A 13211-nucleotide genomic window follows, 5' to 3' on the forward strand; every position below is an offset into this window, starting at 1 on the left:
GCGGCCTCCGTTGCTCGAGTTTTTTTCACGATCGGAAAATAATGACCTCGGGTGCCCTCCGGCGCAACCGAAACGGGGAAATCGGTAAGGATGGAGCTGTGGCACGGCCAAACCGACAGGCACAACGACGCGAGGAGATCCTCGACGCGGCGATCGCGTTGATCGAGCATCACGACCTGGCCACGCTGCGCATCGCCGATGTCGCCGCCGAGCTCGGGCTCACCCCCAACGCCGTGCGGTACTACTTCCGGGAGATGGACCAGCTGCTCTCAGAGTTGGCGCAACGCTCCGACAGCCGGTTCTATGACGACCGACTCGCCGCGGTGGATCGGCTGGACAACGCCGGCGATCAGCTCGCACTGACCATCGCCGCCGGCCTGCCCAGCGGGGCAGACGATGCCGAGTGGCGGGCGATCTGGCGGGCGGTGCTGGCCGCCGGGTTCGAACTCGACCAACGCCGCGATGTCCAGCACATCTATCACCGGCAGGTGAGCCTCTACGTGAGGATTCTCGAAAACGGCTCTGCTGCAGGCACGTTCAACCTGGCCGCACCGGCCCGCGACATCGCGATGACGTTGATGGCCATGGAGGATTATCTCGGCTACCGCATCGTGGCACGGGATCCCGACCTCGACCGTGTCATCGCGCTGCGATTGATGCGCGGGTACGCCGAACTGGCGACCGGGGCCACGCTTCCGGTGACGGAGTAACGGGTCGCGCCCCATTCGGAGCCGCTGCCGAACCTCTCGGCTGAACCCTTGCCAAACACTTCAGACGATTACTAGGATATCCAAGTATCTCGGGTCTTTCCGGGCTGTACCACTCTGCTACCGCTGCGCATATTTCTTTGGATGGATGTCATGACCACACAAATTCAGCACTACATCGACGGCCAGCGCACCAACGCCGGGTCGACCCGCACCGCCGACGTGCTCAACCCCAGTACCGGACAGGTCCAGGCCCAGGTCCTGCTGGCCTCGGCCGCCGATGTGGACAACGCGGTCGCCTCGGCCGTGAAGGCCCAGAAGGAGTGGGCGGCCTACAACCCGCAGCGCCGCGCCCGCGTGCTGATGAAGTTCATCGAGCTGGTCAACGCGAACGCAGACGAACTGGCCGAACTGCTCTCCAAGGAACACGGCAAGACCGTCGCCGACTCACACGGTGACATCCAGCGCGGCATCGAGGTCATCGAGTTCGCCGTCGGCATCCCGCACCTGATGAAGGGCGAGTTCACCGAGGGCGCCGGCACCGGCATCGACGTCTACTCGATCCGCCAACCGCTGGGCGTGGTCGCCGGCATCACCCCGTTCAACTTCCCGGCGATGATTCCGCTGTGGAAGGCCGGACCGGCCCTGGCCTGCGGAAACGCCCTGATCCTCAAGCCTTCCGAGCGCGATCCCTCGGTGCCGCTGCGGCTGGCCGAGCTGTTCACCGAGGCCGGCCTGCCCCCGGGCGTGCTGCAGGTCGTGCAGGGCGACAAGGAAGCCGTCGACGCCATCCTGGAACATCCCGACATCAAGGCCGTCGGCTTCGTCGGCTCGTCGGACATCGCGCAGTACATCTACTCCGGTGCGGCCGCGCACGGCAAGCGCGCCCAGTGCTTCGGCGGCGCCAAGAACCACATGATCGTGCTGCCCGACGCCGATCTGGATCAGGCCGTCGACGCCCTGATCGGCGCCGGCTACGGCAGCGCCGGCGAGCGTTGCATGGCGATCAGCGTGGCCGTGCCGGTCGGCGAAGAAACCGCGAATCGCCTGCGCGCCAGGCTGGTCGAGCGGATCAACCAGCTGCGGGTCGGCCACAGCCTGGACCCCAAGGCCGACTACGGCCCACTGGTCACCGGCGCCGCCCTGGAACGCGTCAAGGACTACATCAACCAGGGCGTCGAGGCCGGCGCGGAGTTGGTGGTCGACGGCCGTGAACGGGCCAGTGACGACTTGACCTTCGGTGAAGAGGATCTATCCAAGGGCTACTTCATCGGCCCTACCCTCTTCGACAACGTCACCGCCGACATGTCGATCTACACCGACGAGATCTTCGGCCCGGTGCTGTGCATCGTGCGTGCCCATGACTACGAGGAGGCCCTCCGGTTGCCGTCGGAGCACGAGTACGGCAACGGCGTGGCGGTGTTCACCCGCGACGGCGACGCCGCCCGGGACTTCGTCTCCCGCGTGCAGGTCGGCATGGTCGGCGTGAACGTGCCGATCCCGGTTCCGGTGTCCTACCACAGCTTCGGCGGTTGGAAGCGGTCCGGCTTCGGCGACCTCAACCAGTACGGCACCGCGTCGATCCAGTTCTACACCAAGGTCAAGACCGTGACCGAGCGCTGGCCGTCGGGCATCAAGGATGGCGCCGAGTTCGTCATCCCGACCTTCAAGTAGTTCGGGCACGCACATGTTCGAGATGGATGACGACGAACGCGTGATCGCCGATACGGCGGCCGCGTTCGCCGAGAAGCGCATCGCGCCATACGCGTTGGAGTGGGACGAGACCCACCACTTCCCCACCGACGTATTGCGTGAGGCGGCCGAGCTCGGCATGGGCGCCATCTACTGCAGTGAGGACACCGGCGGCAGCGGGCTTCGCCGACTGGATGCGGTGCGCATCTTCGAGGCTCTCGCCGCTGCCGATCCCACCCTGGCGGCGTTCCTGTCCATCCACAACATGTGCGCGTGGATGGTGGACAGCTTCGGCACCGAAGAACAGCGCAAGACGTGGGTGCCGAAGCTGGCCTCGATGGAGGCGATCGCGAGTTACTGCCTGACCGAGCCGGGCGCCGGGTCCGACGCGGCCGCACTGCGGACCCGGGCCGTGCGCGACGGTGACGACTACGTGCTCGACGGCGTCAAGCAGTTCATCTCCGGTGCCGGCGCGTCGGATGTCTACATCGTCATGGCCCGCACCGGAGCGGACGGCCCGAAGGGGATCTCCACCTTCGTGGTCGAAAAAGACACGCCGGGGCTGAGTTTCGGGCCCAACGAGGCGAAGATGGGCTGGAACGCCCAGCCCACCGCGCAGGTGATCTTCGAGGGCGCCCGGGTTCCGGCTGAGGCGCTGCTGGGCGGCACCGAGGGCACGGGATTCGGGATCGCGATGAACGGGCTCAACGGCGGGCGGATCAACATCGCCGCCTGCTCGCTCGGTGGTGCGCAGGCCGCCTACGACAAGACCCTGAGCTACCTGGCCGACCGCCAGGCGTTCGGCGGCGCCCTGCTCGACGAGCCGACCATCCGGTTCACGTTGGCCGACATGGCCACCGGTCTGGAGACGTCGCGAAACATGTTGTGGCGGGCGGCGTCCGCGCTCGATTCCGATCACCCCGACAAGGTGACGCTGTGCGCGATGGCCAAGCTGTACGTCACCGACACCTGCTTCGAGGTCGCCGACAAGGCGTTGCAGCTCCACGGCGGCTATGGGTATCTGCGCGAGTACGGTCTGGAGAAAATCGTCCGGGATCTGCGGGTACATCGCATCCTTGAGGGAACCAACGAAATCATGCGTGTGGTGATCGGGCGCTCCGAATCGTCGCGCGTGCGCAACTCTGCATAGGAGATCTACGTGAGCACGATCGCGTTCCTCGGTTTGGGACACATGGGTGGTCCGATGGCGGCCAACCTGGTCGCCGCAGGCCATACCGTGCACGGGTTTGATCCGGTGCCGGCGTCGAAGGCAGCCGCTGAAGCCAACGGCATCAAGGTTTTCGACACCGGCGCCGAGGCCGTCGGCGACGCCGACGTGGTGATCACCTCACTGCCCAACGGCAACATCGTCAAGGCGTGTTACGCCGAGGTGCTGCCCGTCGCGCCGAAAGGCACGTTGTTCATCGACACCTCCACCATCTCGGTCGACGATGCCCGTGAGATTCACGCGAAAGCAGGCGAACACGGCCACGCCCAGATCGACGCCCCGGTGTCCGGCGGCGTGAAGGGCGCCACCGCCGGCACGCTGGCGTTCATGGTCGGCGGCTCCGACGACGCGGTCGAGCGCGCCCGTCCGGTGCTGGATCCCATGGCAGGCAAGATCATCCACTGTGGCGGATCGGGTACCGGTCAGGCCGCCAAGCTCTGCAACAACATGGTGCTCGCCGTCCAGCAGATCGCGGTCGGTGAGGCTTTCGTCCTGGCCGAGAAGCTGGGTCTGTCGGCACAGTCATTGTTCGATGTGGTCACCGGTGCGACCGGCAACTGCTGGGCGGTACACACGAATTGCCCGGTGCCAGGCCCGGTTCCGACGTCACCGGCCAACAACGATTTCACGCCGGGCTTCGCCACCGCGCTGATGAACAAGGACCTGGGGTTGGCGATGGCGGCGGTGATGTCGACCAAGTCCTCGGCGCCGTTGGGAACCCACGCGGCTCAGATCTACGCCGACTTCGCTCAAGAGCACGCCGACAAGGACTTCAGCGCGATCATCGAGACGCTTCGCGGCTGAGCGCATTCGGGGCTGACAATCGCGGAAGTTACGCCGCCGTCGGACTGCGCTGAGCCCACCATTGGGTATGCAGCCGCTGGCACGCCGGCAGGCGTAGCGGGTCGCCCCCGGCGAAATCGGGCCGGACGGCGATCGCCGTGGGGCAGAGCGCGCCGACGTACGGATCGATGAGCACGCCGGCCATCCCGGCGTCGGCGCCGGCGCGCAGACCCATCGCCGATCCCGTGATCGCAAGCGCGTCGGGTCCCGGCACACCCAGTTCCGCCAGCACGTGCGGGTACAACCCGGGGGCGCTGACGTCGTCGGTGGTCACCACGGTTTCCACCAGGCCGTCACCGACCAGTTGTCGGATCAGGGGCTCCGCCCAGCGCCGGCGACCGGCGGCCACCACCCCGACCGGCAGACCGGCCAGGAACGCGTCGTTCATCAGATCCACCAGACCCGGCCGCGGCGTCAGACCGGCGCCGAGGATCATCTCGTCGAACATCATGTCCTTGGTCATGCAGATCTCGTCGGCGAGAACTTCGGTGAGCACATCGCATTCCGGCCCCACGCAGCGCTTGCGCAGCTCAGCGGTGACCCGCTGACGCTCGTCACGTAGTGCCAGCAGCTGCCGATACCGGGCGACACCCCATTGGATGGGCAGGTCGTGCGCGGCGAATGCGGCGTTGAACACGACGCGATGGCCGTCGACATCGAGGTCGGTCAGCGCATCGAGATCGAGGATCAGCGCCCGCAGCGGATGGGGCCGGCTCTCGGCCTGCGGACAGTCCCACCAGAACCGCCCGGCACGCCATGACTTCTCCTGTGGTGTGGTCACGCATCGAGAGTGTCGTAGGTCACATCGGCGGCGCGTCCCCCCTACGGGGGATTGGGCAGTGGAAGTTCGGCCACCGACGCGGCCACCCCCTTTAGGGTGATGCCATGGCGCCCTCCACTCCGGTGCGCCTTGTGCTGGTCGACGACCACGAGATGGTCATCGAGGGTCTCAAGGCCATGCTTGCCACGTTCAGCGACCGGGTCGAGGTCGTCGGCCAGGCGGTCGGTGCCGAGCGGGCTCTGAGTGTGATCGAGACGCTGGACCCCGACATCGTGCTGTGCGACGTCCGGATGGAGGGCTGCAGCGGGCTGGACCTGTGCCGGACGCTGCGCGAACGCGATCCGGACCGCCGGGTGGTGATGCTGTCGGTCTACGACGACGAGCAGTACCTGTTCCAGGCGCTGCGGGTGGGGGCCGCCGGGTACCTGCTGAAGAGCATCAGCAGTGACGAGCTCGTGCGTCAGCTGGAGTTCGCCCACAGCGGCCAGACGGCGATCGATCCCGGCATGGCGGCCCGCGCCGCAGGCACCGCGGCCCGGTTGCAGCGCGACGAGTTCTGGCCCGGCGTGCGCCAGGGCCTGACCCAGCGCGAGAGCGAGATCCTGTCGTTCGTCGTCACGGGCCTGTCCAACCGCGGGATCGCCAACAAGTTGGTGATCGGTGAGGAGACCGTGAAGACCCACCTGCGTTCGATCTACCGCAAGCTCGGGGTGAGTGACCGAGCCGGCGCCGTGGCCACGGCGTTGCGGGAGGGCATCTACCAGTGACCGACAAGCCGGCCCGCGAACTCGGCCCGATCGACCTCACCGCCGACCGTGAGCTGGCCCTGCTGCGCGAGCTCATCCAGGCCGCTTCGAGTGGGCCGGGAGTGGAGCCGCTGGCCGCCGCGGCCGCCCGGATGATCACCGCGGCCACCGCCACCGACGTGTGCTTCGTGCACGTGCTCGACGACTCCGACCGTTCTCTGACGCTGGCCGGGGCCACTCCGCCGTTCGACGCCGAGATCGGCAAGATCCGGTTACCGCTCGGGCAGGGCATCTCCGGTTGGGTGGCCAGCCACCGCCAACCCGTGGTGATCAGCCACGACAAGGAATCCGATCCGCGGTACAAACCGTTCGAGTCGCTGCGCGGACGCGACTTCACCTCGATGGTCTCGGTGCCGATGGAGACCGGGCCGGGCGGGCTGGTCGGCGTGCTCAACGTGCACACGGTCGACCGCCGCGAGTTCACCCCACGGGACGTGGAGCTGCTGCTGGTGATCGGCCGGCTGATCGCCGGCGCGTTGCATCAGGCCCGTCTGCACCGCCGGCTGGTGGCGCGTGAGCGCGCGCACGAGAATTTCGTCGAGCAGGTGATCGAGGCCCAGGAGCTCGAGCGACGCCGGCTGGCCGGCGACATTCACGACGGGATCTCCCAGCGGCTGGTGACGTTGTCCTACCGGCTCGACGCTGCAGCCCGGGCCGCCGAACCGCAGGTGGTGGCCGAACAGTTGGCGGCCGCGCGGGAACTGGTCGCGCTGACGTTGCAGGAGGCCCGGGCCGCGATCAGCGGGCTGCGCCCACCGGTCCTCGACGATCTCGGCCTGTCCGGCGGGCTGGCCAGCCTGGCCCGCTCGATCCCCCGGCCGATGATCGAGGTCGATCTGGCCGAGACCCGAGTGCCCGACCACATCGAGCTGGCGCTGTACCGGATTGCCCAGGAGTGCCTGCAGAACGTGGTCAAACACGCCGAAGCGGAGCGGGCGCGGTTGACGTTCGGTGTCGAGGACGGGGTCGCTCGCCTCGAAATCGTCGACGACGGAAAAGGTTTCGACACGTTCGAGCATCCGTTGGGCAGCGACGAGATGGGTGGCTACGGCCTGTTGTCGATGGCCGAGCGTGCCGAGATCGTCGGCGGGCGGTTGCACATCCGGTCCCGGCCGGGCGCGGGCACCACCGTCACCGCGGCCATCCCGTTGCCCGCGCCGATCCAGTAGTGAACAACCCCGAGGAGTCACCCGATGCCCGCACCACGATGGGTTGCCAAGGCCAACAAGGCCGGCCTCAATCGCCTCACCCGGTTCATCGCGCCCTGGGCACCCGGCTGGGCGGTGGTGATCCACCGCGGGCGCAAGTCCGGCCGGATCTTCCGGACCCCGCTGTGGGCGTTTCGTCGGCAGCACGGCTACGTCATCGCGCTGACGTACGGCTCCGAGTCGGACTGGGTCCGCAATGTGCTGGCCGCCGGGGGATGCGAACTCGAGACGCGGCGTCACCGGTACCGGCTGATCGAACCGAAGGTCTACCGCGACGAGAACGCCACGGACATGCCCGCGTTCATCCGCTTCATGCTGCGCCGAGTGATCAAGGCCCCGGAGTTCCTCAGCCTGCAGATCGCCGATTAACCGCCGAGTTTCCCGGCGAGGTCGGGGCACTCGTACTTGATCGCCACGTTCACGATCGTCATCAACGCATCGGGCGGGAGCTTGCTGCCCATCTGGGTCAGTACGTCGACGACGTCCTGCTTGGTCTTGTTGAAGCTGCCGTTGCCCATGATGCAGGCCATGATCAGCTGATTGCGGATGGCGCTGTCGGACCCTTCGATTCCGGCGGCACGAACCTCGGCATACGCCGCGGGCGGTAACGACGCCGAACCACCGCCCGGCGCTGCGCGTGTGGTCGGGGTCTTCGTTCGGCTGGGCGCCTTCGATGTCGTGGTGAAGGGCGTAACGTCGTCGGGTGCGGTGGCCACGCCGGTGGTGGTGGTGCTGCAGGCCGCGAGCAGCATGACCGCGACGGCACCCAGCGCCGCGCCGAGTCGCTTGGCGTTCATCTCACTCCCCTCGCCTGACTTCGAGAGTAGGCGGGTTCGCTCGGGCGGCCCAGGCTTCAGAAATCCCCGGAGTGTCGGCGCAACGTCTCGATCGAGGACACCAGGGCCTGGGATTGTTCCTCCGACATCCCGACATCGGCGAACACCTGCTCGTTGAGGGTGACGGTGGCGTCCTCCACCGTCGAGCGGCCGAGGTCGGTGATGCGTACCAGCGTGGTGCGCCCGTCGGTGGGATGCGGGATCCGCTCCACCAGGCCGTTGGCCTCCAGCCGGCGGATCGCGTGGGTGACGCTGGTGACATGCACCTGCAGCCGATCGGATGCCTTCGTGATCGGCAGCGCGCCGGACCGGCTGAAGGCCAGCAACCGCAGCAGCTCGAACCGGGAGAAGCTCAGATCGTAGGGCCGCAACGCGGTCTCGACCCGGGCCAGCAGGATCTGGTGGGCCCGCATCACCGAGGTCACCGCGACCATGCCGCCGGCCACCTCGCCCCAGCCGGCGGCCTCCCAGTTCGCGCGGGCCTGCGCGATGGGGTCCCGCTTGTCCGGTGGTGAGGTCACGCCTCTTCTTACCGCATCACCGCGCGGGTACCGCGCATTCCACCCGTTACGCCGCGATCGGTTCCGCTCAGCGTGCGGCCGTCACCGCATCGAGCACCGCGCGGGTGGACTGCCGTGATCCGACGGTGATCCGTACCCCGCCGTCGGGGTAATGGCGTAGTTGAAGTCCGCTGCCGTCGAACACCGACGACCACGGTGTAGCCCGGCCGGGCAGGAACACGAAGTTGGCCCGCGCGTCGGTGTTGTACACGCCCGCCGCACGCAGCCGCATCTGGAGATGCCGCCGCTCCGCGGTGATCATCCGGATCCGTTGGCGCAGCTGGCGTTCCGCAGCGTACGAGGCAGCGACGGCGACCTGCGCGTTGAGGCCGACGCCGAACGGCAACTGCATCCGCCACAACGATCGGCCGAGATCGGCGGCGCAGAAGCCGTAGCCGATCCGCAGGCCGGCCAGCCCGTAGGCCTTCGAAAACGTCCGCACCACCACGACATTGCCGAACCGGCGGACCAGGCTCGGGCCGTCGATGCGGTCCGCGGCGGACAGGAACTCCACATACGCCTCGTCCAACACGACGACGGTGTCGGCGGGCAGCCGGCTCAGGAACCGCTCGATCTCGTGTGCCGGCTCGATGGTGCCGGTCGGGTTGTGCGGGCGGCAGACCACCACCACCCGGGCTTGCCGTGCGGCCCCGGCCATCGCCTGCAGATCGTGACGGCCGTGCGCATCGAGCGGAACCGTCACTGTCTGCAATCGCGCCATCTGGGCGAAGATCGGATATCCGTCGAACGTCGGCGCCGACATCACCATCGTGTCACCAGGACTCGTCACCGCATGCAGCACCTGCATGATGACGCCCGTCGCACCGGCACCCACGATCACCTGTTCTTCGGATATCCCGTCATGATCGGCGATCAACGAGCGCAACCGCTGCGGCAGGAACTCCGGATACCGGTTGGCCGCGCCATCGCAGGCGCGCAGCGCCGAGCGCACCGCGGGCAGCGGCGGGAAGGGACATTCGTTGAGCGACAACGCCAGCGGGTTGACCGCCTGCGGCAATGCTCCCACTGCGTCGAGCAGCGCGGTGCGGGGCGCCGCCATCAGGCGGTCCTCGCGTCGGCCCCGACGGCCGTGCGCCCGCCCCACCGCACCGCCGCGGCGCCCGCGAAATCACCGGCGTGGGCGAACGCCGCCATCAGAACGGTGTCGCCGGCCTTGACCCGCCCCTCCGTCACCGCCCGATCCAGATTGACGGGAATTCCTGCGGCGAAAAGATTTCCGCACTCGTCAAAGGTGTCGACATGGCGGTCGGCCGGCAGTTCCAGCGCCTCCCGCCAGTTCCGCAGGAACACCCGGTTGGGTTGGTTCGTGACGAGCAGGTCGACGTCTTTGGGCGCGATCCCGATCCGGTCACAGACCGCGTAGGACACCTCGGGAACCTGCCGGTTACCCCGCGCCAGCACCTTGGTGATCTTGCTCTCGGTGAAGCCGATGCAGCCCTCCCCCGGGCCCGGTTGCCACCACTTGCGCGGCGGGTCGACGGCGATGGTCATCTCCCCCGCGTACTCGCCGTAGGTACGGCATTCCACGTCGAGGATGGGCGACACATCAGAGCGGGTCACCAGGCCCACCGCCGCACCGTCGCCGGGGACCGCGGCCTGAGCTTTACGCCGGATCGTGGGCTGGTCGAAGATCTGCCCGGCCGCGTTCTGCGCGATTGCGATCACCGCGGTGTGTCCCTCACCCGAATTGAGCAGTGTACGGGCGACTTTCAGCGCGAGGACGAATGCCGCGCACCCGCCGTTGTGCAGGTCGATCACCCAGCTCGGCTTCATCCCGAGGCGGTGCGCGATACCTCCACCGCTGCCGTAGAACGGCGTATCGGGCAACTGGGTGTGTGTGATCAGCACGTCGGCGCCGGTGACGACGTCGGCGCCGTGACGCTCGATCACCCCTTCGGCCGCCTGTTCCACCATGTCGATCGCGGTTTCGTCGGGTCCGATGTGATGGCGGAACCGCGGCGCACGGAACATCATGTGCTCGGCCAGCTCATCGGTTTCGGCGAATCCGGCGTAGTAGTCGGCAGCGATCGGCTCACCGGGCAGATAGGTGGAGACGTCGATGAGGCTGACGGGGTTGGTCGTCATGTTTCACCTCATCCAGGCCGGGGTGACCGGAAGGCCGTTGCGGTAGCGGTATTCGGCGATCGCCTTGAGGTTGCGTAACTCCAGCAGGTGACCGGGACCGAACATGTCCCAGAAATCGCCGACCCAGACACCCCGTCCCGGTGGCGCCGTCTCGGGGTAGGGGTTCTCGTCGTAGAACGGATGGTGGCAATTGGTCCACAGCACAACCGATCCCGGCTTGTCGAAGACCACCTGCGCGTCGACGATGCGCATCAGGTAGATCATCCACAGGTGCTTGCCCTGATCCCAGGCACAGTGGTAGTCGACGGTCAGCGCATCGCGGTGGGCCACGGTGCGGGTGTAGATCTCGCTGCCCGGCCCGGCCGGCCCGGCCCCGAGCCGGTCGTGGGCCAGCCATAAATCGGGCTGTTCAGTCTGGGTGAATCCTCGCAAGCTGTAGGTCCACTCCTCCAAACAGCCGGTGTCGGACAGATAGTCGAACAACTCATCGGGTGGGCATTCGATGTAGTCGTTGACCGTGCAGTATTGACCGAACACCTGATCATGCGGATAGACCGACCGCATCATGTCCATGATGATCGGCGTGGCCTTCTCCTTGGGTGAGGTCTCGATCCGGATCAACCCGTCGAGCGGGTCGCGGGTGGCCCGATGGGCCGTGATGTCCTCAAGCGCGGGCAGTGACATGACACCTGTTCTCCTCTGCGGGTTGGTCGGATTCGGTGAGAAATGCGGCGAACGGCGGGATCTCGTCGGCCGAGCATTCGATGCTGAGCACCGAGGGACCGTCGGCGGCCAATGCCACCTGCAACGCTTCGGGCAACTGGTCGATCTCGGTGACGTCGACGGCGGGCAGTCCGGGGAACATCGCGGCCAGCCCCGCACCCAGCCGGCTCGGCCCGAACCGGTTGTAGGAGTAGCGGTTGCCGTAGAACACCTGCTCGCGGGTGACGCACATGGCGTGCGCGTGGTTGTCGAACAGCAGGAAGGTGATCGGCAGCCGGTACTGGATTGCGGTGTGGATCTCCATGCCGTGCATGAAGAAGGCGCCGTCCCCGGCGATCACCACGGTGCGCCTGCGGTCATCGTGGGCCCGGTGAAACGTCATCCCGATGCCGGCCCCGAAGCTGTAGCCCATGCCGCCCATGCCGAGCGCCACCATGAAGCGGCCGTCACGCCGCACCGGTAGGTAATGGATCGCCGCGGCGCCGATGTTGCCCGCATCGACCACGAGGTCGGTGCCGTGCGGCAGGGCCGCATCCAGGACGGTCATCGCGGCGCGGTACCGGATGCCCGGGCCGTGATGGTCCGGTGGTCGCAACTCGCTGGCCGCGAAGGCATTTGGTTCCCGCCGCGCAGGACTGCCGGACCGGCTCACGGCGCGGGCCAGGTGCATCAGCGACGCTCGTAGATCGTCGGAGTGGATGTGGCGACACGGCAGGTAGGGCTCCCGCGCGCCGATCGAGTAGGTCGGCACGGCGGCCCACACGTCGTCGAGGCCGGCCCGGGCCGTCACCGGCATCCTGGTGCCGACCAGCAGGCACAACGCGCTGCGCGCCGCGGTGGCGGACACCCCGGGATGGCCCATCACCCCGGCCACCCCCAATCCGATGGACGAGCCGGGTTCTGGGATGCCCACCACGTCCTTGGCATCGGGCACGGTGGCCACGGCGGCCCGCAGTGCGGTCCGCAGTGATTCCAGGGCGGGACGCGCATCGTCACGGGCCACCTGTTCACCGGCGATGATCGTGATCGGACCGTCGGCGTCGCGCAGCGCCCGCTCGAGCCGGCTCAGATCGGAACCACCCACCGAAGAAGGGATTTCGTTGCCCTGCAGGCCTGTCCACTCGTCGAGCAGTTTTTGCTGAATGTCTTTGGGCAGCAACAACACCGCCGGTCCGCCGGTACGTGCGGCCGCGATCGCATCTGGCAACGCGGTACGGATGTCGTCGGGATCCAGCACCCGGCGGCAATACACCGACACCGCGGCGAACACGGCCCGCGCGTCGAGGCTTCCGTTGTCCCCGCTGGTGTCCTGGAACGCGCCTCGACCGTCGAGCACCGTCGGCGCCTGTCCGATCAGCGCCAGTACCGGGACCCGGCTGGCCAACGATTCGGCCAACCCCGGCACAGTGTTGAGACAGCCGCCGCCCGAAGTCGCGGCCACCACACCGAGTCCGGCTCCGCTGCGGCTGTAGCCGTCAGCCATTGCCGCCGCGGAGAATTCGTGTTTGGCCAGTACCGCGGTGATGCCGTCACAGAAGTATGCCGCGTCGTAGAGGTCTTCGATGTTGGCGCCGTCGACACCGAAGATGTGCGTGATTCCGGTCGCCGCCAGATGGTCGACGATGTGGTCCACGACCCTGTGCCGATTGGCCATTGGTCACCTACTTCCGCGTTCTGCCGTGTGACACGACCCGCGGACGTTCTGGGTTCAACCAACGCCG

14 protein-coding genes are annotated in these 13211 nt (G+C 67.4%); 7 read left to right on the forward strand and 7 right to left on the reverse strand.

Annotated elements, in window-relative coordinates; translation table 11 throughout:
* Positions 1–98: 98 nt before the first annotated feature.
* From A5699_RS24555 to mmsB, 4 genes are all read left to right on the forward strand, one after another.
* Positions 99–710 (forward strand): TetR/AcrR family transcriptional regulator, encoded by a 612-nt coding sequence (locus A5699_RS24555; RefSeq protein ID WP_231965819.1) that lies wholly within the window; start codon positions 99–101, stop codon positions 708–710.
* A gap of 150 nt (positions 711–860) precedes the next feature.
* A complete protein-coding gene (locus A5699_RS24560) occupies positions 861–2381 on the forward strand; it encodes a CoA-acylating methylmalonate-semialdehyde dehydrogenase (RefSeq protein ID WP_067775344.1) in 1521 nt (506 codons plus the stop codon).
* 13 nt (positions 2382–2394) lie between these two features.
* The gene (locus tag A5699_RS24565) at positions 2395–3549 is read left to right on the forward strand and encodes an isobutyryl-CoA dehydrogenase (RefSeq protein ID WP_067775233.1); all 1155 of its coding nucleotides are present in this window, start codon (positions 2395–2397) and stop codon (positions 3547–3549) included.
* Positions 3550–3558: 9 nt separating this feature from the next.
* The gene (mmsB, locus tag A5699_RS24570) at positions 3559–4431 is read left to right on the forward strand and encodes a 3-hydroxyisobutyrate dehydrogenase (RefSeq protein WP_067775237.1); all 873 of its coding nucleotides are present in this window, start codon (positions 3559–3561) and stop codon (positions 4429–4431) included.
* Positions 4432–4459: 28 nt separating this feature from the next.
* On the opposite strand, the gene A5699_RS24575 is transcribed toward mmsB, so the two are convergent.
* Positions 4460–5251 (reverse strand): HAD family hydrolase, encoded by a 792-nt coding sequence (locus A5699_RS24575; protein ID WP_067775240.1) that lies wholly within the window; start codon positions 5249–5251, stop codon positions 4460–4462.
* Between the two features lie 104 nt (positions 5252–5355).
* Here A5699_RS24575 and A5699_RS24580 point away from each other — a divergent pair, with 104 nt between their 5' ends.
* Genes A5699_RS24580 through A5699_RS24590 form a run of 3 tightly spaced genes read left to right on the forward strand, consistent with a single transcriptional unit; the run spans position 5356 to position 7634 of the window.
* Entirely contained in the window at positions 5356–6018 is a 663-nt protein-coding gene (locus A5699_RS24580) for a response regulator transcription factor (RefSeq protein ID WP_067775243.1), read from the forward strand.
* 29 nt (positions 6019–6047) lie between these two features.
* Positions 6048–7226, forward strand: a complete 1179-nt coding sequence (locus A5699_RS24585; protein WP_067775346.1) for a GAF domain-containing sensor histidine kinase — start codon at positions 6048–6050, stop codon at positions 7224–7226.
* A gap of 24 nt (positions 7227–7250) precedes the next feature.
* Positions 7251–7634: a nitroreductase family deazaflavin-dependent oxidoreductase gene (locus A5699_RS24590; protein WP_067775246.1), complete on the forward strand. Its 384-nt coding sequence runs from the start codon at positions 7251–7253 to the stop codon at positions 7632–7634.
* On the opposite strand, the gene A5699_RS24595 is transcribed toward A5699_RS24590, so the two are convergent.
* The 6 genes from A5699_RS24595 to A5699_RS24620 form a co-directional block, all read right to left on the reverse strand.
* Positions 7631–8062 carry a hypothetical protein gene (locus A5699_RS24595; protein WP_067775249.1) on the reverse strand — a complete coding sequence of 144 codons (432 nt, stop codon included), beginning with the start codon at positions 8060–8062 and terminating at the stop codon, positions 7631–7633. The two genes, A5699_RS24590 and A5699_RS24595, sit on opposite strands and share 4 nt — an antisense overlap.
* A gap of 56 nt (positions 8063–8118) precedes the next feature.
* Entirely contained in the window at positions 8119–8622 is a 504-nt protein-coding gene (locus A5699_RS24600) for a MarR family winged helix-turn-helix transcriptional regulator (protein ID WP_067775253.1), read from the reverse strand.
* Positions 8623–8689: 67 nt separating this feature from the next.
* Positions 8690–9721, reverse strand: coding sequence for a histidinol-phosphate transaminase (locus A5699_RS24605; RefSeq protein ID WP_067775348.1), 1032 nt, complete (start codon positions 9719–9721; stop codon positions 8690–8692).
* Positions 9721–10767 (reverse strand): 3-oxoacyl-ACP synthase III family protein, encoded by a 1047-nt coding sequence (locus A5699_RS24610; protein ID WP_067775256.1) that lies wholly within the window; start codon positions 10765–10767, stop codon positions 9721–9723. Before A5699_RS24610 ends, A5699_RS24605 begins: the two co-directional genes overlap by 1 nt.
* Positions 10768–10770: 3 nt before the next feature.
* On the reverse strand, positions 10771–11451 hold the full coding sequence (locus A5699_RS24615; protein ID WP_067775259.1) for a hypothetical protein: 681 nt from the start codon (positions 11449–11451) through the stop codon (positions 10771–10773).
* Complete coding sequence (locus tag A5699_RS24620; RefSeq protein ID WP_067775262.1) at positions 11432–13144, reverse strand: thiamine pyrophosphate-binding protein; 1713 nt, start codon at positions 13142–13144, stop codon at positions 11432–11434. Before A5699_RS24620 ends, A5699_RS24615 begins: the two co-directional genes overlap by 20 nt.
* Positions 13145–13211 lie beyond the last annotated feature (67 nt).

This window comes from Mycobacterium sp. E802, from assembly GCF_001666875.1.
GTDB lineage: Bacteria > Actinomycetota > Actinomycetes > Mycobacteriales > Mycobacteriaceae > Mycobacterium.

Bases quoted from the DNA above. Each gene is read 5' to 3' on its own strand.
- A5699_RS24560 (WP_067775344.1), top strand. From the start codon at position 861: ATGACCACACAAATTCAGCACTACATCGACGGCCAGCGCACCAACGCC.
- A5699_RS24565 (WP_067775233.1), top strand. From the start codon at position 2,395: ATGTTCGAGATGGATGACGACGAACGCGTGATCGCCGATACGGCGGCC.
- A5699_RS24580 (WP_067775243.1), top strand. From the start codon at position 5,356: ATGGCGCCCTCCACTCCGGTGCGCCTTGTGCTGGTCGACGACCACGAG.
- A5699_RS24590 (WP_067775246.1), top strand. From the start codon at position 7,251: ATGCCCGCACCACGATGGGTTGCCAAGGCCAACAAGGCCGGCCTCAAT.
- A5699_RS24595 (WP_067775249.1), bottom strand. From the start codon at position 8,062: ATGAACGCCAAGCGACTCGGCGCGGCGCTGGGTGCCGTCGCGGTCATG.
- A5699_RS24605 (WP_067775348.1), bottom strand. From the start codon at position 9,721: ATGGCGGCGCCCCGCACCGCGCTGCTCGACGCAGTGGGAGCATTGCCG.
- A5699_RS24610 (WP_067775256.1), bottom strand. From the start codon at position 10,767: ATGACGACCAACCCCGTCAGCCTCATCGACGTCTCCACCTATCTGCCC.
- A5699_RS24615 (WP_067775259.1), bottom strand. From the start codon at position 11,451: ATGTCACTGCCCGCGCTTGAGGACATCACGGCCCATCGGGCCACCCGC.
- A5699_RS24620 (WP_067775262.1), bottom strand. From the start codon at position 13,144: ATGGCCAATCGGCACAGGGTCGTGGACCACATCGTCGACCATCTGGCG.